Origin of the sequence: Leuconostoc mesenteroides subsp. mesenteroides (assembly GCA_009676745.1) — a bacterium.
Classification (GTDB): domain Bacteria; phylum Bacillota; class Bacilli; order Lactobacillales; family Lactobacillaceae; genus Leuconostoc; species Leuconostoc koreense.
The window spans coordinates 1-17503 of record CP046063.1; the positions used below are offsets into that span (position 1 = coordinate 1).

At 34.5% G+C, this 17503-nt stretch carries 20 protein-coding genes and 2 pseudogenes; 3 read left to right on the forward strand and 19 right to left on the reverse strand.

Annotation, left to right across the window (positions count from 1 at the left end; genetic code table 11):
• Positions 1–242 precede the first annotated feature (242 nt).
• Positions 243–860 (reverse strand): NAD(P)H-binding protein, encoded by a 618-nt coding sequence (locus GJV51_08865; GenBank protein ID QGM26124.1) that lies wholly within the window; start codon positions 858–860, stop codon positions 243–245.
• A gap of 127 nt (positions 861–987) precedes the next feature.
• Here GJV51_08865 and GJV51_08870 point away from each other — a divergent pair, with 127 nt between their 5' ends.
• Positions 988–1326 (forward strand): ArsR family transcriptional regulator, encoded by a 339-nt coding sequence (locus GJV51_08870; GenBank protein QGM26125.1) that lies wholly within the window; start codon positions 988–990, stop codon positions 1324–1326.
• Between the two features lie 129 nt (positions 1327–1455).
• Positions 1456–3251: pseudogene (gene lepA / locus GJV51_08875) on the forward strand (elongation factor 4).
• Between the two features lie 192 nt (positions 3252–3443).
• Here lepA and GJV51_08880 read toward each other — a convergent pair.
• The 6 genes from GJV51_08880 to GJV51_08905 all read right to left on the reverse strand — a co-directional run bounded on the left by GJV51_08880 (position 3444) and on the right by GJV51_08905 (position 9565).
• Positions 3444–4223, reverse strand: coding sequence for an MBL fold metallo-hydrolase (locus tag GJV51_08880; GenBank protein ID QGM26126.1), 780 nt, complete (start codon positions 4221–4223; stop codon positions 3444–3446).
• A 21-nt stretch (positions 4224–4244) separates the two neighbouring features.
• Positions 4245–4502 carry a metal-sensing transcriptional repressor gene (locus GJV51_08885; protein ID QGM26127.1) on the reverse strand — a complete coding sequence of 86 codons (258 nt, stop codon included), beginning with the start codon at positions 4500–4502 and terminating at the stop codon, positions 4245–4247.
• A 20-nt stretch (positions 4503–4522) separates the two neighbouring features.
• Positions 4523–6166, reverse strand: a complete 1644-nt coding sequence (locus tag GJV51_08890; GenBank protein ID QGM26128.1) for a SidA/IucD/PvdA family monooxygenase — start codon at positions 6164–6166, stop codon at positions 4523–4525.
• Between the two features lie 10 nt (positions 6167–6176).
• Positions 6177–6503, reverse strand: coding sequence for a thioredoxin (trxA, locus tag GJV51_08895; protein QGM26129.1), 327 nt, complete (start codon positions 6501–6503; stop codon positions 6177–6179).
• 122 nt (positions 6504–6625) lie between these two features.
• On the reverse strand, positions 6626–9133 hold the full coding sequence (locus GJV51_08900; protein ID QGM26130.1) for an ATP-binding cassette domain-containing protein: 2508 nt from the start codon (positions 9131–9133) through the stop codon (positions 6626–6628).
• A 15-nt stretch (positions 9134–9148) separates the two neighbouring features.
• Complete coding sequence (locus GJV51_08905; GenBank protein QGM26131.1) at positions 9149–9565, reverse strand: winged helix-turn-helix transcriptional regulator; 417 nt, start codon at positions 9563–9565, stop codon at positions 9149–9151.
• A 150-nt stretch (positions 9566–9715) separates the two neighbouring features.
• Between GJV51_08905 and GJV51_08910 the strand changes: the two genes are divergently transcribed.
• Complete coding sequence (locus GJV51_08910; GenBank protein ID QGM26132.1) at positions 9716–9907, forward strand: hypothetical protein; 192 nt, start codon at positions 9716–9718, stop codon at positions 9905–9907.
• Here GJV51_08910 and GJV51_08915 read toward each other — a convergent pair.
• The 12 genes and pseudogenes from GJV51_08915 to GJV51_08970 all read right to left on the reverse strand — a co-directional run bounded on the left by GJV51_08915 (position 9866) and on the right by GJV51_08970 (position 17490).
• Positions 9866–9961: pseudogene (locus tag GJV51_08915) on the reverse strand (IS30 family transposase). The gene GJV51_08910 and the pseudogene GJV51_08915 overlap by 42 nt on opposite strands.
• A complete protein-coding gene (locus tag GJV51_08920; GenBank protein ID QGM26133.1) occupies positions 9925–10227 on the reverse strand; it encodes a hypothetical protein in 303 nt (100 codons plus the stop codon). Before GJV51_08920 ends, GJV51_08915 begins: the two are co-directional and overlap by 37 nt.
• Positions 10228–10341: 114 nt before the next feature.
• The gene (locus tag GJV51_08925) at positions 10342–10686 is read right to left on the reverse strand and encodes a hypothetical protein (GenBank protein ID QGM26134.1); all 345 of its coding nucleotides are present in this window, start codon (positions 10684–10686) and stop codon (positions 10342–10344) included.
• Positions 10683–10985, reverse strand: a complete 303-nt coding sequence (locus GJV51_08930; protein ID QGM26164.1) for a type II toxin-antitoxin system RelB/DinJ family antitoxin — start codon at positions 10983–10985, stop codon at positions 10683–10685. Before GJV51_08930 ends, GJV51_08925 begins: the two co-directional genes overlap by 4 nt.
• Positions 10986–11071: 86 nt before the next feature.
• Positions 11072–11737, reverse strand: a complete 666-nt coding sequence (locus GJV51_08935; GenBank protein QGM26135.1) for a hypothetical protein — start codon at positions 11735–11737, stop codon at positions 11072–11074.
• Positions 11738–11753: 16 nt separating this feature from the next.
• Positions 11754–13013, reverse strand: a complete 1260-nt coding sequence (locus GJV51_08940; GenBank protein ID QGM26136.1) for a CHAP domain-containing protein — start codon at positions 13011–13013, stop codon at positions 11754–11756.
• Between the two features lie 45 nt (positions 13014–13058).
• Positions 13059–13688 carry a hypothetical protein gene (locus GJV51_08945; protein QGM26137.1) on the reverse strand — a complete coding sequence of 210 codons (630 nt, stop codon included), beginning with the start codon at positions 13686–13688 and terminating at the stop codon, positions 13059–13061.
• Positions 13688–14218 carry a hypothetical protein gene (locus GJV51_08950; GenBank protein QGM26138.1) on the reverse strand — a complete coding sequence of 177 codons (531 nt, stop codon included), beginning with the start codon at positions 14216–14218 and terminating at the stop codon, positions 13688–13690. Before GJV51_08950 ends, GJV51_08945 begins: the two co-directional genes overlap by 1 nt.
• Before the next feature lie 2 nt (positions 14219–14220).
• Complete coding sequence (locus GJV51_08955) at positions 14221–14745, reverse strand: hypothetical protein (protein ID QGM26139.1); 525 nt, start codon at positions 14743–14745, stop codon at positions 14221–14223.
• A gap of 19 nt (positions 14746–14764) precedes the next feature.
• Positions 14765–15163 (reverse strand): thioredoxin, encoded by a 399-nt coding sequence (locus tag GJV51_08960; GenBank protein ID QGM26140.1) that lies wholly within the window; start codon positions 15161–15163, stop codon positions 14765–14767.
• The gene (locus GJV51_08965) at positions 15160–17232 is read right to left on the reverse strand and encodes a peptide ABC transporter permease (GenBank protein ID QGM26141.1); all 2073 of its coding nucleotides are present in this window, start codon (positions 17230–17232) and stop codon (positions 15160–15162) included. The genes GJV51_08960 and GJV51_08965 overlap by 4 nt, the downstream gene beginning before the upstream one ends.
• A 153-nt stretch (positions 17233–17385) precedes the next feature.
• Positions 17386–17490, reverse strand: coding sequence for a putative holin-like toxin (locus GJV51_08970; protein QGM26142.1), 105 nt, complete (start codon positions 17488–17490; stop codon positions 17386–17388).
• Positions 17491–17503 lie beyond the last annotated feature (13 nt).

Consider the following 17503-nt stretch of genomic DNA (forward strand, 5'->3'; position numbering starts at 1 on the left):
CTACATTAATCACTACGGCTTACCCTATCTAGCTCACATACCAATAGAATTCTTTAATGGGAACAGTCACATTGCTCATTATTTAAATTAACGACCTTCTTTTGGCTAAGTTTTAGCAGCAAATCTATAAATTTTTCTTATAATAAATTAATATGAAAATACCCCTATACTATATTTATGGACCGAATAAAATAGCCCACCTTCTTAGTATAAGAGCAGATATTAATAAATGAAAAATTAGGTTAAGAATATACACCAACAATAGTATGGTTTTCAGGGTTGAAAATTTTTTCCACAAATGCATCTGCATAGTCTGAATAGCTGATAAAGCTTTTACCCTCAGCATTAACGCCTAACTTATTGCCAGAAAACGAGTGATTACCAGTATGAGGTGCGTCAAATTCCATAACTACAGGAGGTGCCATGTATGTCCAATCAAAATCTTTTACCTCAGCTAAAGCTTTAAAAGCAGTAACTTCAGCCTCAGCGATTGGCTTAAATTCAGCAGGTACTTCTGGTGTATCAACTAACATTGTATGCTCGTCCACTAATAATACACCTGCACCACCAGCAAATACTAACCGAGTCTTTGTTTCTTTTAAAATTGAAATTAAATGTTCAGTAGATGTAATAAATTGTTTTGGATCATCAAGGGGCGCGTTAAAAGTGTTTACTAGTACGTCAAATTCTTTAATATCTTCAGACGTTAGATCAAAGATATCCTTTTCAATTACGGGCACATTAGTTGTAAGTTTTGCTTTATTTCGTACGACTGCAGTAGGTTTTTCACCCTTAAGAGTTAATTTTTCAACCAATAAAGTTCCTAATTTTCCAGTTGCACCAATAATGCCGATATTCATAATAAATTCTCCTTTGAATTAATTTATTCTTTATATATTATATGCTAAGATATAAAGTTGTAAATGTAAATAAAATATTGATAAATCACCTAGTTACTCATCAGTAACTATAGAAAGGAAGCACATTATGACAGAATTAAAATACCTAGAACTTCCCCCTTGCCCAGTTGCCACGACCGCACTTTTAATTGGAGATCATTGGAAGATACTGATTATTCGTGAATTGTTGAATGGTACAAGGAGATTTAGTGAATTAATAAAAGGATTAGATGGTATTTCAAATAAAGTTTTGTCACAGCATTTGAAAATTATGGAAATCCGTGGATTAGTTGAGCGTAAAATATATGCAGAAGTACCAGTAAAAGTGGAGTATTCTTTAACTGATATTGGGTGGAAACTAAAACCAGTGATCCATGAAATGTGGCAGTGGGGTGAACTCTATAAAGCTACAGAGGGAGAAAAGTAAATACTTCAATATTACATCTAGAAAGGTATAAAATATGAACAGAATATTATTAGTTGGACTAATAGTGGTTTAATAGTGGCCAGGGTATATAGACTTCTGGCATTGTAATAATATTAGGAGTTAGTCCAGATGAGTAAAAATATAAGAAATTTAGCTATCATTGCACACATAGATCATGGTAAATCAACATTATCTGATCGTATTATAGAGGTTACAAATACAATTTCTAGCCGTGAAATGGAAGATCAAATACTTGATGATTTGCAGGTTGAAAGGGATCATGGCGTAACCGTAAAAGCAAGAGCCATTCAGAATACTTATCTTGCAGATAATAATGAAAAATACGAAATTAATTTAATTGATACACCTGGGCATGTTGATTTTCAAGATGAAGTTACTAAAAGTCTCACAGCTAGCGATAATGCAATTCTCTTAATCGATGCTACTCAAGGCATTGAAGCACAAACTTTAGCTAATTTAAGAATTGGTAAAAAACTTGGAGTAAAAATATTACCAGTGATTAACAAAGTAGATATAGCAGGTATAAATACTCATAAAATTGAAACAGAGATAAAGACGTTATGTCCAGAATATCAAAACAGAGATATTTTAAAAATATCTGCCAAGACAGGTGTTGGAATACATGAACTTATGGAAACAGTAGTTCTTAATCTTTTGCCTCCAGCAGGAAATGATAAAAAAAATTATCTGCTTTGGTTTTTGACTCTTATTATGATCCATTCCAAGGTGTTATTTTATATATTCGAATTGTCGATGGTATTCTAAAAAATAATCAGAAACTGATGTTTTTATCAAAAAATATCACATTTCAAATCCATGAACTTGGTATTTTCACGACAATACGTATGCCTAAATCACAGTTAAAATCTGGAGAAGTGGGATATTTGATTACAGGTATAAAAAATGTAGATACATCTTATGTTGGCGAAACGATAACAGATGCCAACGCACCAACTAACTCACTTTTACCCACTATTAAAATGAGTCAAGTGACAGTATTTGCTGGAATATATCCTTTGGGAGACTATAAGTTGTTAGCCAAAGCGTTAAAACAACTTAAACTTAATGATTCATCATTAAGCATCAAAGAGGAGTATTCAAATGCTTTAGGTATGGGATTTAGAGTAGGATTGTTAGGCATCTTTCATTTACAAATTATAAAAGAACGTTTAAAAAAAGAATTTTTGATTGATGTATTAATAACCTATCCAAATGTACCCTATCGCGTTTATCTTAAAAATAATGAAAATGTTACAATTGTTAATCCGGCTACTTTTCCAAATTTTGAGATGATTGATCATGTAGATGAAATAATCATTAAAGCAACTATCATTACACCACAAAAGACAATTAATGCAGTGATGAAATTACTTTCTGAAAATAGAGGCGAGTTTATAGGTATTGATAATCATAGTGATTTAGTTAGCTTATCTTATCGTGTGCCACTATCTAAGATTATTTATTCCTTTTTCAATAAATTAAAATCAATTTCACATGGTTACGCTTCTCTAGCAACAACATCTATAGGTTACTATCGTACGAATGTTGTTAGACTTGATATTTATATTAACTACGTCAGAGTAGACGAATTAACGTCCATCACTTACAAATCGGAATCAGAATCCATTGCGCAAAAAATAGTTCACCAATTAAAATATACTATTCCCAAAAGATTATACCCACTACCAGTGCAAGTAATGATGGAGGGGAAAGTTATTGCAAGGGTAGATGTCCCACCATTAAGAAAAAATGCGGCAGTTAGTGGAAAGAATAATAGTATTTCCAAGCAACAAGAACTCCTCAGAAGGCAAAATATTAATCAAAGAAAAGCTGCATCCAATGATATAGAATTACCTCAGAAAGTTTTTAGCACAATGTTTAAAATCGAGGATGAGGAGCTTTAAAATCAGATATATTGATGGTTTGATGAGCATATTGTATTAAAAAGGTTGTTGTCTACACTATTATGCCTAGACAACAACCTTTTTAGATCACATTATTAATTTTTGGATTTATCAAAAATACTTGTTAAATCTACTAAAATTATATTAGTCTCCAAAGTATATTTAGTACCTTGCGCCTATTAACGATAATTATTAAAGTACAAGACGTTCTCCATCATTCGGTATGATTAAACTATCAGCAAAATCATTTTCTTTTGCGACAGACAGCAATTCTGATTTAGAAGTTGTCCAATGATTCACAGCTTCCATATGACTTGCTATAAGCAGTGTCTTAGGAAGAGTTTTATGGATTTCAACAACATCCTGTGCATCTAATATTAATCTCCCAGATTCAACTCCATTCCCTCCAGAATTCATTACAACGACACCTGGTTCTAGTTTTTCCAGGTTACTTTTTAACCCTTCAAACCAAATTGTATCACCAGTAAATAAAATCGATTTTTCGTTTACGGATTCAAGAAAAAATCCCATAGTATGACTGGTATCGGTATAATTATCCAACAATTGCTTTACAGCGTCATTCTCATAGTGCTGACCTGTAATCTTTTTTATAATAACATCACCTAATTTTTCAGTAATACCTAAAATACGTACGTCATTAAAACCAGAGTTTGCAATACTAATTTGATCACCACGATCCTGGACAAAAATGGGCGTGTTTTTATTAATCACCTCCATTGCTCTTGAATCCCAATGATCTACGTGATTATGGGTAACAATCACAGCGGTAATACCTTCTAAAATAGAAGATATAGACTCAGTCAAATCTACAAGTGGATTTTTATTAGTGTTTCCATCCTTACTTGGAAATGGAGCCAGTGTTTCTTTTTTAGAAAGCATGGGATCCACTAAGAAGGTTTGATCACTATACTCTATTTTTACGGTGGCATTTCTAATTTGTTGAATTTTCATATTAAATTTTAATGTTCCTATCTATTTAGCTCTAACTAACAGTTCAAGTGCCTTTTGATATTGCTCAGATCCTGTTTCTGCTTCTGAACAATTTCTAATATTTTCAGCAATAACTAACTTTATTGCCTTATCAAGACTTGCTCTGACAGCAGATAACTGTGTGACGACCTCTTCACAAGGACGCTCTTCATCAATCATATTGACAATTCCATTTATTTGGCCTGCTGATCTCTTTAACCTATTTTGTATATTTTCATACTGATATGCTATTGTATTCATACCTGAACCTCATAAGTCAATTATTTTACAATGTTTTGTGGATACATCAACTGATACAGTGAAAACGCACCATCAAGATTTTTGACATTTCTGAATCCATTATTAATAAATATTCGTTCAGCTGTATAACTTCGTTGACCTGTAGCACACGATACAATGATACCAGTATCTTTTGGTATTTGATTAATATGGTCTCGTATTTTTTCTAACGGAATATTTATGAAACCATTAATTAATCCCATAGCTCTAATTTCCTGAGAAGATCGTACATCAATTAATAAGTAACCATCACGCCTGTAATTCTCTAATTCATTATATTGAATATTATGAGATCGACTATTAATAATATTTTCAGCCACATAACCGGAAATATGAACGGGATCTTTAGCTGCTCCGAAAGGAGGAGCATACGTTAATTCCAGTTCAGGTAAATCATCTACTTTCAGCCTAAATTTGATTGCCGTTGCAAGAAGATCAATACGCTTATCTACACCTTGATTTCCAACAGCTTGGGCACCTATAATATCACCAGTATTTGTAAAAATAAGTTTCATCATAACTTGTGTTGCGCCAGGATAATAGCTTGCGTGATGATAAGAAAAAGTATGAGTCACATGATAATTTAAACCAAGTTGCTTTGCTTGTTTTTCATTAATACCTGTACTTGCAGCTGATTTAGAAAAAACCTTAACGATTGATGTGCCAATCTCAGGTTTATTTTTAATAGATAAACCGTGAATAGCATCAGCAACTTGTCGCCCATGTCTGTTTGCTGGTCCCGCTAATGGAATTAGTGTTTCCTGTTCAGTAATTTGATGAATAACACTGATAACGTCACCAATTGCATAAATGTTAGAGTCACTTGTTTTAAAATCATGATCCACAACAATGCCTTTATTGGGCCCAACTTTTAGGCCTGCAGCTATGGCTATATCAGAATTTGGTCTAATTCCTGCAGCAATAATAACAGCATCAGCTTGTATTGACATACCATTATCTAAATAAAGAATGTCTCTGCTCACCTTATTTATAGTAGTTCCCGTATTGATACGAACGTCATTTTTTATGAGCTCATTCGTAATCGACTGTGCCATCTCAATATCAAGATTTGGCAATATTTGGTTAGAACGTTCAATAAGATTGACTGAAAAACCTCTCTTAATCAAATTTTCAGTAACTTCTATACCAATAAATCCAGCACCAAGTACCGCAACCGTTTTAATACTCTCATCTAAATGGCTCATAATGTTATCTAAATCAGGGATATTACGTAATTGAAAAATGTTTGATTGAGTATGAAGCCCCTCAATCTTAGGTATTACAGGACTAGATCCTAAAGATAATATTAATTTATCATAATATAGCTTCTCTTGTTGGTCATCATGATTGACAGATATCATCTTATTATCTCTATCAATATGGGTCACTTCACTGTTAACACGTACATCTATATTAAACCTACTTCTTAAATCATCAGCGGTTTGCACAATTAATTGGGAGCGATGTTTAATCGTTTTGCTAATGTGGTAAGGTAACCCACAATTTGCAAAAGAAACGAAAGGGCCTTTTTCGAAGACTATAATTTCATCTTTTTCAGATAGCCTTCGCAGTCTAGTAGCAGCTGACATACCGGCTGCTACCCCCCCCACTATAATAATCCTCATGTTATACCTCTTAGATATACTTTTTTAAAGTATTTTCGATTTCATCTTTAGGATGAAATCCAACAATTTTATCAATGACTTGACCATTTTTCTTAATAATTAACGTGGGGATACCTTGAATGCCTAGTTGGCTGGCAACCTGTTTATTTTCATCGATATTTACTGAGGTAAACTTTATTTTACCGCCTAATTGATTTTCTTCTGATAAGTGTTGTAGTATAGGGTCCATCATCTTGCATGGCGGGCACCAATCAGCACGAAAATCGGTCAAAGTAACCCCTTCTTGTGTTTCATTTTCAAATGTACTATCAGTAATTTCTTTGATTGTTGCACTCATTTCTGCTTTCCTCCAAATATTCTAGGTTTCTATGATTAAGAAAGAAGGTAATATATACCCCCTAGGGTATATATTACCTTCTTTCTTAGTTTTTAGCAATCTCATCAACATAAGATAATTACTTATTTCATACTTTTTTTAATCCATTTTCCAGTAACACTATGCGAATTAGAAATAATATCATCAACAGTACCTTCTGCTAATATTTCACCACCTCGAGTGCCACCCCCTGGTCCCATATCAATTATAAAATCAGCATTTCTTATCATATCTAAGTCATGCTCAATAGCAATAACAGTTGCGCCTTGCATAATTAACTTTTGTATTACTTTTATAAGTATCTGAACGTCTAACGGATGCAGCCCTATTGTTGGTTCATCAAAAATAAAAACACTGTTTTTTTGTGTTTTATTAATAAACTTTGATAACCTAAGTCTCTGGGACTCTCCACCTGAAAGAGCCATAGTACTTTCTCCTAATGTGAGATAACCTAATCCAATGTCCTCTAAGATCCTGAGAATCCTTAGTGTTTTGGGACGCTCACTAAATATTTTTTGAGAATCTTCAATATTTAATTTCAAAATATCGGCAATACTATATCCTTGCCATTTAATTTTCAGAACATCTTTGTTATATCTGTCTCCATGACAGGCGGGACAAATTTCTTGCATATCGGGCAGAAATTGAATATCTAAATTTACTTCTCCCGTACCATTACATGTGGGGCAGGCACCATCTTGTAGATTATAAGAAAAACTTTTTTTAGTTAATTTATTTCTTTTACTTTCAGCAAGGGAGGAAAAAATATCTCTCAGGTCATCAAGGATAGTTGTATATGTTGCCACCGTTGAGCGAATATTTTTTCCTATTGGTGCAGCGCTAATGGCAAAAGCATTTTTGATTTTTCCGGGATTAAATTTCGTGACAAAATTTGGGGTATTATTCTGCAGCGCTGGCATCAATGCATCAAACAATAAAGTTGATTTACCTGCTCCTGAAAAACCACTGATGACGGTAAATTTATTAACTGGGAAACCTGCAGATACATGTTTAATGTTGTGGTAATTGCTAATGGAAATATCAATTGAGCCCATGTCGTATAGAATCTTGTTATCTTCCCATATAGGTCGTTGGACAATCTGAGCAGTGCCATTTAAAAATGGTCTGATAAGAGAGTTTTTGTTTTCAATAGTTTCTGGTAACGTTCCTTGAGCAACAATTTCGCCACCTTCGGTTCCTGATTCAGGACCGATTTCCACGATGTAATCAGCAGAAGAAATAATTGAAGTGTCATGATCAACTACTACCACTGAATTACCCTGTCTAACTAATCCTCTAATTATTTTTATTAATCCATCAACGTTTGAAGGGTGTAAACCGATTGAGGGTTCATCCAATACATATAGCACACCAGTTGTTTCAGTTCGTAAGGTGCGGCTCAATTGAATACGTTGTAGCTCACCCGTTGATAAGCTACTTCCTGGTCTGGATAGTGTTAAATAATCAAGTCCTAAGTCTATTAAGGGCGTAATCAATTCTTTGAATTCATTTAACAATCTATTTCCAAGTGTAAAAACATCCTTTGGAAGCCATTGCTTAATTTTTTTTATAAATATTAGTAGCTGTGCTAGCTCCATATCACTTACTTCAGCAATATTCTTGTCGACTAATACTTGTGTAAATAATTCTGGGTTAAATCTAGATCCATGACATGTAGAACAGGTTGATGTGCTGTAGAATTTTTCTAAACGCTGTAACGTTTTGGGATTATCTGTACTTTCGAATGTACGTATAATAGCATTTTTTGCATTTTCATATATTGCATTGTCCATATGAAATACTTTTCCAGATTTGGTTGGAATATTTATTTCATATTTTTGCTCTTGACCGTTTAAGATAAATTCTTTATCTTTATCAGACAATTTTTCGTAAGGGGTATCAATGTTAATTCCTGCTTGTTCAACAACATAAGGCATGAAATTACGGCCAGGTACTTTCCATGATTCAACCGCGCCCTCTCTGATGGTTAGTTTAGGGTTGGAAATTAATTTTTCTATATCTAACTTTTTGGTTGTCCCAGAACCATTACATGTAGGACAAGCGCCATATGAATTGAAAGCAAAATCTTCAGCAGAATATGCGTTAAATGCGACATGGCAAGTAGGACAAGTAATCTCCCCCATATGGCTAACACCATCATTAGGTAGGTCCATAGCTCTTGCAATATCTATTGTGGGTTCCATACGGTGTCCATTTGGACACACGGGTGACCCTATTCTAGAAAATATTAAACGTAAGAGATTCAATGTTTCAGTCATCGTACCCACAGTAGAACGGACATCTGGGATTGAAGGGCGTTGTTTTAGCGCAATAGCGCTGGGAATGTTCTTAATACTTGAAACATTTGTTTTTTTAGCCTGAGCCAACCGTCTTCGCGTATATGTTGATAGTGAGCTAACATAGCGTCGCATACCTTCTGCATATAAGACACCCATAGCCAAGGAAGATTTTCCTGATCCGCTACGTCCCGAAATAACCACAAATTTATGCAGTGGAATATCTATATCAACGTTTTTTAAATTATTTACTTTTGCGCCTCGTACTTCAATGTTGGATGGTAATTTGATCATTGCACCATAACCTTTTTAGAATTTTTCATCGAGAATATCAATAACTTCATATTTTGCAAACACTTCTAATTTATCTAAAAATAAATTGAACTCATAGGTATTTCTAAATGAACCTTCAAGCATATAATTAAAATTCCCAGTAGTTCGGTAATGATGTAAAATATATTTTTGATTATTGTTAATAAAATGTAAATACTGTCTTTCTTGTAAGTATGCTGTGTTAATTCTAATAAAAAATGGTCTAGTATACCCGAGTTTTTCTGGATTTACCGTAATTGTGTAGCGTTTAATAACACCTTGCTCCTTTAGTCGCTTAATTCTTTCGGCAGTTGCTGGAGCGCTTAAGTGTATTTTTCTTGCCAAATGCCTGACAACTATTTTAGAGTTGTATTTCAAAAGACGTAATATTTTAATATCAATATCATCTACCATTTTATTCCCTCCTCTTTATTATACCCACTAATATTTATATAAAGAACTTATAAAGTAAGGTTTTCTTCATAAAAAACCTAATATTATGTATTTAATTATTGATCACTTTCACCCACAATTATAGTTATTAATTAAAGGAGGACTCAAAAAATGAATGAAAATCAATTTAATAAAGTAGCATGGTTTGAAATAGGTTCTTCTAATACTGAAGAAACACAGCAGTTTTTCAATAATGTTTTTGGCTGGGACTATAAAACGAATAATAACTTGAATGGTATTAATTATGGAAGATTGCAAGAATCATCCGAACACCACATGTTGCTGAAAGACTTTTCGCGGTGATTGCCAGTTGAGCGTTTTCATTGGTCTGGCATTAACCCAATGATTAATTTGATCTCATAATTATAGTTCATTTCATTAAGCTGTACAGACACAAAATGATAATTGGCACCAGCATGTAAGGCAACACGTTTAATTTCATCTAAGCTCATTTGTGGTAACTGCTTTTCGTTTTCCTGATGTTTCACAGCTTCACGATTAAACGCAGAAGTGTGATCACTTAGAAAAAAACCACGCCACTTTTTTATACCACGTTCCCTATAATCATGCTGAAAATAATTAGTGACCAGGGCACTAAACTCAGGTTCTATTTCTTTTACCATAATCAAATTCTCCTATTAATTAGTATTTGTAATTAACATTATGCGAACACTTGTTCCTTGAAGCAAATAAAAAAAGGTTAGCAACCACAATACTGTAATTACTAACCCTGTTTATTAATTTAAATTAGATAAAAATTCTACGAACCTGGCTTCATCATTTGCTGACAAATAACCAACAAATTTAATCACAACATACTGCTCATCTACTCGACGTATCTTAAATGTATCAATCCAGGACGGTTTTTTTAATCCAGCATACGCCCAATCTTTAATTTCAAAATACTTATTTTGAAAATAATCAGACTTATTATTAAATTGACTCGTGACTTTATAATACGTAATCTTTTGATTATCATATTTCACAACAAATGCTGGACGTACCTTAGATCCTGCTTCACGCCCTTCATCATAAGCTAAATCAGCGATCATGATACTATGCTCACGAATATCACTACTCATTGCATAAATTCCTCACGGTCTTCTTTCTTAGATAAATCTAAATCCTGAATTGGTGATTTTTCGAATGCTAAACGCGTAATTTCATCACGATTGGCAATACGTTGCTCACTAAACCAGTCATCAGGATAGGCATGTTTATTAGACTCTTGAACTGACAAAGGTATTTGCTGTTCGTAAGCTGTCTTAGTGATAAACATTTTAATGGCCGTCGCCATATCTAACCCTTGACGTTCAAATACTTTTTGAGCAGACTCTTTTATGCTTTGATCAACCCGTGCAGATACTTGAATAGCTTTCATAACCAATACCTCTCTTACTTTATTTAATACCATTATACCACTTTTTGTTAGATATTGGTATGTATTGTTATGATATGTTAATTCATTTAATTATGAACTTGTTTACGATAAACGGCATTATCAACGACTAATCGCAAAAATGTATTAAACTGATCAAATCCATAATCAATCCGTTTTTGAATAAACTCAATCTCAATATAGTGTCGAATATACTTAATTGTTTGATCGTGAATATTTTCCAATTGTGCAAAAAATAACGCTTTGTTTTGAACCTGTAATTTACGATATTGACCATGAATATGATCTATTGCTTGATTAACATGATCAATAACACTGCCGTCTAAGCCAACTTTTTCTAGCAATGCCTGATACTGTTTACGAATAGTTTTCATAGCGTCATTGATGACAGCTTCATCTTCATATTGATGTTCAATTAAACTAATGGTCTGATCTAAATTTTCTAATGCCTGGTCACACGTTGTTAATAATGCTACTAAACGTTCTACCTGCTTAATTTGCTCATATAAATCTTGCACTAAATAAGGTGTCATTTTATCGTCATACCGTTGATAGAAATGTGCCAATTCAATATAAACTGACTGCATAGCCTTGCTACTTAACTTGTTTGAACTCTGATAAGCCGTATATAAATGTAGATAATCATTTTTAACGGTTATAAAGATTTCTCTCACCAAATGATAGGCACTATCTGGCAAAATACTAATATCTGATCCCACTTGTACTGCTGTCATAATCTATTCCCTTTCTTTACCAATGTAATTTATACTTTGAATTGTCACCAGGATAAGCAAAAGTCATGTCACCATAACCAACGGCTTGACTGTCCTTAGCATACGATTTCTTAGGCACTAACGTAATTTCATAATCTTTACTAGTGCCTGCATTCTGTCCAGATTTGACCGCATTTTGATTAGCAATAATTAAGTCACCATTTGCCAAAACATGTAACACCACGCCCGTATGATTAGGACGATCAGAAGAAAAAACCGCCCCAGCCTTTGGTGTTGTGGTAACCTTAGCACCAGTCAATTTTGCCACTGCTTCTGCCGTAACATTACCATTTCCTCTAAAGGTAAAATTTGGTGACCAAATCTCATTCATATAGACTTGTGAAAAACCAGCACACTGATTGTAAGCGTCTGGTGTTGTTAAACTCCAGTCTAGTTTTTTGGACGTAATATTATGCACGTAGGGCTTAATGTCATCTGGAATGCTGTTTTTGTCCCAAAATGATAGCCCACTCTCTTTAATCTTGCCTGTACCGTCAGCCGAACCACTATCATCAGTATTACAATAAGCACTTTGATTATTGCTATCACTGTCTGCGCTATTACTTGCTGATGTATTACTATCACTAACAGCATTATTGCCACTGCTTAATGATCCCTCAAAATTAAGATCATACGTTTTTTTAATTGACTCCGCCCAAGCCTTAACTTCGGACACTTTACGCTGTGGATCACTTGCCCCAACACCCTCAAAACCTGTGTCCCAGGCTAAAGCTGAACTATCAATATCTTTAGCATTTGCTAACCCCAATCTAGCAACGGTATGGCTACTTGCCAATTCTTTAAATGCTAAATCGACCTGGGCTTCAACTGTATCTGCCGTATTTTGATAGCGATTACCGTTGATACCACCAGCACCCCATTGCCAGATACCTTTAACAGAGCCAGCAGGATTAACCGCTTTAGGGTTTAAGTTACTTTCACGCCAACCAATCGCAATGATTGCTGAAATATTGTCCCCTGAATAACCAGCTTTTTTAAAACGATCAATAATATAGCTAACTCTTTTGCCAATATCTGAATTTTTATCAGTTAAGGATCCATTACTGGAACCACTATCTGAACTTGTCGTAGTGGTGGTTGTATCAGTCTGACAGACAACACTAGGATTGTTCATTGTTAGCGCAATGATTAAAAGCACTGGTATTAAAATGACAAGTAGTGGCGCACAATACAAGGCAATTTTCATCACAACTGCTTGTTTAACTTTATTTTTCACATGATCTCCTTTCTGAATTTTGACTAACAAAAAAATCCTTAATGATTACTCATAAGGATTAAATGTGTTATAGTCTGTGCTTTGATTAACAGCTAATCGACCAATATAATCAAGACTAGTAATTTGATTATCACTGGCTTGATAGTCAATATTGAAATAGTAATAACGAGTCTCACCATTACCAACATCACTATCATGTTTCGCATTCACAGCCACACCAACGACACCACTAGTTTGATCATCATTAGTTGTCTTTGGATAATATGCCACTTGCACCACACTAGATTTCAAGCCATTATTATCAATGTAATCAGTCGTGCCACCAACCTCTGGGAATAAATAATCATTGGCTAAAACTTGACTGGTTACTAATTTAGCTTGCTTAATTTTCGTGATACGTTTTTTATAATCAGATCCAGATGACCAATTATAAGCAAGATCAAAGAATTGTTGACTAGTCTCACTAGCTTTCGTAATGGTACTTTTAGCAACCACCTGCTTCACTTTTTGCTGACTAATTCTAGCAATGGCTTGTTTATGTTTTAACTGCTTAGCTTGTTTCTGCAAATGTGATAAGGTTTGTTGTTGTTGCCACATCAATTGACCAAAGCGCAAACTACCAAGAATCAAAACCACTAGCAGGGCATAATAACCAATTTCTGTTTTACGTGTCATTATTGATCCCCCTTTGTGAGATTACCTAAAGTCAATGAGATGACCTCATTAGCTTTTGCATTCAATTGTCCCAATAATTGATAATTAACTGTCCGACCACCATTAGTTGCCGTTAAGGCACCAAAAAATAATATGCCGTCTTTTTGTTGGCTAAATTGCAATTGATTATCTGATACATGCCACTTTTTTGCTTGTGCTGGATCACTCTCTAATTGCCCTAGAAATTGTTTAACAAATTGCCTGACCTTATCATTTGCCACTTTTGATAACACCTGTTTATCTGACACATAGCCTGCATTAAACAAAGCATTAACCGTAGCTTTTGATTGGCTATTATCTGGCAATTGATTATCATTAGCAATCACTTTTGTGATCGTGCCACTATTGTTGATCAAGGTTTGTGTCGCTGACAATTTAGCAACGGTGACAGTCGCTTGTTTGATTTGTGATTTCTGAAATTGTGTATAAAAAAAAGCGCCAATCAGGAAGAACCCAATAGCACTTAACACTTTAATTCTAGTGTTTGTCATTTTTAAATTTTAATATTCCTTCCATACCACTCTTGTAGGATCATATAATCAGCGTTGAACTCAAAGGCGAATGGATATTTTTTATCCGTATCTTTGACAACAAAGTAGCCTTTAGCAACAAATGAATTGCCGTCTTTTTCCCACTTTGTTGTCAAATTTTCTATTTCATGTTCCTTGAAAAAAGTGCTATAACTTCCTGCTCCGTCACTAGGAATGTCCTTTTTAAGAGCACTAGAATAAACCATATCTGTTACAGACGCTTGCCTATTACCAAATTTTTCGCCGTCTATAAAAGTAGTATTATCTTCATTATCAACATTTTCTGTATAACGACCATCATTATTCATTGAAAATATTTCGTAATCAATACGTTTCATCACTTTAGCTTGATTGATTTTTGGTAATTTTGAACTACTAGATTGTGAGTTAGTTTTGTGTTGTCCCGTCATTACAAAGGCAATGATGATAATCAAAATGACTAACACGCCCCCAATAGATCCCAATGTCAACGCTGATTTTTTATTCATATCTCTCCAATCAATTGATTTATTCTCTCGCAATTTGTGCCATTTGTTCATGTGTTGGCTTCACAATTCGTTTGATGACTGCCCCTTTTTGTACCACTAAGACAGTTGGTGCCACTTGAACATGATACTGTTCAAAATATTGTCGTGTCACTAAATTCATGTAATCAACGACAATGGTTGCCTGATTATTTTGATCACGCATTTTTTGTAATTTATTGACATCACCCGTCAACTTCTCACAGGTTGAACACCCCTTTTTATGAAAAGCGATCACGGTTTTATGCTTACCCAGGGTTTGATGAAACGCCGTTTTTAATTGATCATTTGGTGTATCATGATACTTATTATTATACCGTAAAAACGCCGTAGTTACTACTGCCACAACGATTGTAGCGATTATTAAGCTCATTTTTTTCACGAGTTATCCTTTCCAAATTTATTTTTTAACTGACTGCCTTTTTCATCACGTAACTTTTGTTTTTGTTCCTTTTGCTTATCACGTTCGGCTAATAATTCACGAGCTATTTTGTCACGATTAACTGTTTTTTTCTGATCATTAGCGATTTCTTGACGTTTTGGTGTCTTTGATTGCTCAAAGTTATTATGATTATCAGGCACTTTATTAAGTGTCTTAGGTTGTGATTGTGTTGCTTGATCACCATATAATTGACGCTTAATCGCTTCACGCTTTTTAGCCACTTCCTGTTGACTATCTGAACCATTATCCTTACTTTTTGGATTATTGACACGACTATTAGGTTGTTTAGCTTCAAAGTTTGATTTTGGTAAATGAACACCGTCTTTTTCAACCGCTGACTGTTTTGGATCATCAGACTTTTTAGAATCCATTGGCTTTTTAAATTCATCAACCGTCAATGGTTTCTTATTTTTATCTGACAATTTTTGTGTTTTTGCCTGCTCTTTGCCTAACAACTGATCACGAACACGAGAAAGATTTTGTTGTCGTTTTTCATCTGCCTGTTTGTTTTTCATCTCATCACGTACATCACGCCTTTGTGACATACGTTGCATTGGTCCCATTTGACTTATTTTTTGACCAACGCTAGACTGCTTAATACTCTGCCCCTTTTCACGTAGATTAGATAAGCGCATGGCTTGTGGCATTTGTCCCTCAATTCGTGAGTAACTAACCCCAACAAATTCAAATAGCTTACCACGATACTTATAGACGATAAAGACTAAGAAAAAGAATAGGAATGCGTTAACTGCGTATGAGCCGAAATTAATCGCTGGGATAAAACTATCAGTGAACGCCTGTAAAGCCCCGACCAAAACAATTAAGAAACCAGCCCCAATTTTAGCAATACCCCACATAATTGTTGCGCCAACAATTTTATAACCGTTACGGGCAAATTGTGGGAATAACGCCATAACCAAAACAAACGGAGACAAGAGATACAAAGCCAATTCAATGACCATAACAAAGATATTAAACAAAGCCACTGCGCCATAAGGAATAGCATTCACAACTGATACCACGATTGCTACTAAGCTCATACCCGCTTTATTAAAGGAATTGTTTTTACCTAATGTAGGGAAGACTTGTTTTAATTTTGTTACCTGTGTCTGAACCTTATCATCATCTCTTTTTTCATTAGTTGAAATAAACTGATAAGGATTTTGACCTTTTTTTATAACACCATCAGCAATTGCCTTACCATAATTCATCAGGAAATAAGGGCGTTCAATTGATCTCTCAAAATACCCCACTCTTAACGTGTCCCCTGGTTTAACATTATCATTACTATTACCAATGACCTTTAAGACTTGCGCCTGTCCGGCATCACTGGCTTCATTGATTTGATTAAATAACTCATTACCATTGCCATACCAAAGCGTTGCGACTAATAAAATACCAACAAAATTAACCACCATTCGAACCGCTGATGACGTACGACCACTAGCAAAGTGCATGAACCCCGTAATTGCTAAGACAATAATAGCTAATCCACCAAACAACAACTTGCCTTGATCAAAAATAGATTTTACTTTACCTGAAACAGCGTTCTGGGCTTGTGTAAAGGCTTCTGATAAATTACCGTCATTTGATAAAGCACTTAATAACTCATCATTGATTTGATAAATCAAAGTATTCAAATACCAAAAAAACTTAGCTAAGCCCATACCCGTATTATTGGCTAAGTCCGTCACACCAATTTTTTCTGAATAGGGTTGCCATGAAAACAGTGAGTCATTCAACTTATTGATATTTTGTGCGTCACTGGCTTTAAATGAGGTATCAGTGGTACTAGTATCGCCTGACTTTTTTTCTGCGTCACGTGTAACCTCATCTACCGCTTTATCAGCTTGTTTTGAAGCGTCATCAATTGCATTAAGCGTATCTTGATTAACTAACGTACTACTTGAACTACTGCTATCATCTGCGGACACTTGCGTTTGTGCAAAGCCTAAAACAAACAAAAAAGAAGCCAAAATCATCAGCTTCCGACAAAATTTGATTTGCATGTGTTTTCCTTTCATCATTTCAATCATCATGTTATAATTGTGTATAGAAAAAGGAAGTAGCTCGAACTACTCCCTTTAACATCAATAGCCTGCTAAGCAGTGACTATTCACATATTAAGTGTTTAATAACCACAACCGTGCAAAGTTGAGTGGTTATTTTTTTTGTTGACTTTTAATCAACTCAACAACCAATGCTAGTAAGGCAACTATAAAAGTGCCAAACATAAACATGAGCTGTAAAGCGTCTGAAACAGACACCAGGCTTTTCCTT

What these genes read in the sequence shown, in the direction of transcription:
- GJV51_08890 (QGM26128.1), bottom strand. Translation starts at nt 6,166, where the DNA reads ATGAGGATTATTATAGTGGGGGGGGTAGCAGCCGGTATGTCAGCTGCT.
- GJV51_08950 (QGM26138.1), bottom strand. Translation starts at nt 14,218, where the DNA reads ATGACAAACACTAGAATTAAAGTGTTAAGTGCTATTGGGTTCTTCCTG.
- GJV51_08965 (QGM26141.1), bottom strand. Translation starts at nt 17,232, where the DNA reads ATGCAAATCAAATTTTGTCGGAAGCTGATGATTTTGGCTTCTTTTTTG.
- GJV51_08920 (QGM26133.1), bottom strand. Translation starts at nt 10,227, where the DNA reads ATGGTAAAAGAAATAGAACCTGAGTTTAGTGCCCTGGTCACTAATTAT.
- GJV51_08905 (QGM26131.1), bottom strand. Translation starts at nt 9,565, where the DNA reads ATGGTAGATGATATTGATATTAAAATATTACGTCTTTTGAAATACAAC.
- GJV51_08935 (QGM26135.1), bottom strand. Translation starts at nt 11,737, where the DNA reads ATGACAGCAGTACAAGTGGGATCAGATATTAGTATTTTGCCAGATAGT.
- GJV51_08910 (QGM26132.1), top strand. Translation starts at nt 9,716, where the DNA reads ATGAATGAAAATCAATTTAATAAAGTAGCATGGTTTGAAATAGGTTCT.
- GJV51_08870 (QGM26125.1), top strand. Translation starts at nt 988, where the DNA reads ATGACAGAATTAAAATACCTAGAACTTCCCCCTTGCCCAGTTGCCACG.
- trxA (QGM26129.1), bottom strand. Translation starts at nt 6,503, where the DNA reads ATGAGTGCAACAATCAAAGAAATTACTGATAGTACATTTGAAAATGAA.
- GJV51_08900 (QGM26130.1), bottom strand. Translation starts at nt 9,133, where the DNA reads ATGATCAAATTACCATCCAACATTGAAGTACGAGGCGCAAAAGTAAAT.
- GJV51_08880 (QGM26126.1), bottom strand. Translation starts at nt 4,223, where the DNA reads ATGAAAATTCAACAAATTAGAAATGCCACCGTAAAAATAGAGTATAGT.
- GJV51_08930 (QGM26164.1), bottom strand. Translation starts at nt 10,985, where the DNA reads ATGAAAGCTATTCAAGTATCTGCACGGGTTGATCAAAGCATAAAAGAG.
- GJV51_08955 (QGM26139.1), bottom strand. Translation starts at nt 14,745, where the DNA reads ATGAATAAAAAATCAGCGTTGACATTGGGATCTATTGGGGGCGTGTTA.
- GJV51_08945 (QGM26137.1), bottom strand. Translation starts at nt 13,688, where the DNA reads ATGACACGTAAAACAGAAATTGGTTATTATGCCCTGCTAGTGGTTTTG.
- GJV51_08925 (QGM26134.1), bottom strand. Translation starts at nt 10,686, where the DNA reads ATGAGTAGTGATATTCGTGAGCATAGTATCATGATCGCTGATTTAGCT.
- GJV51_08885 (QGM26127.1), bottom strand. Translation starts at nt 4,502, where the DNA reads ATGAATACAATAGCATATCAGTATGAAAATATACAAAATAGGTTAAAG.
- GJV51_08865 (QGM26124.1), bottom strand. Translation starts at nt 860, where the DNA reads ATGAATATCGGCATTATTGGTGCAACTGGAAAATTAGGAACTTTATTG.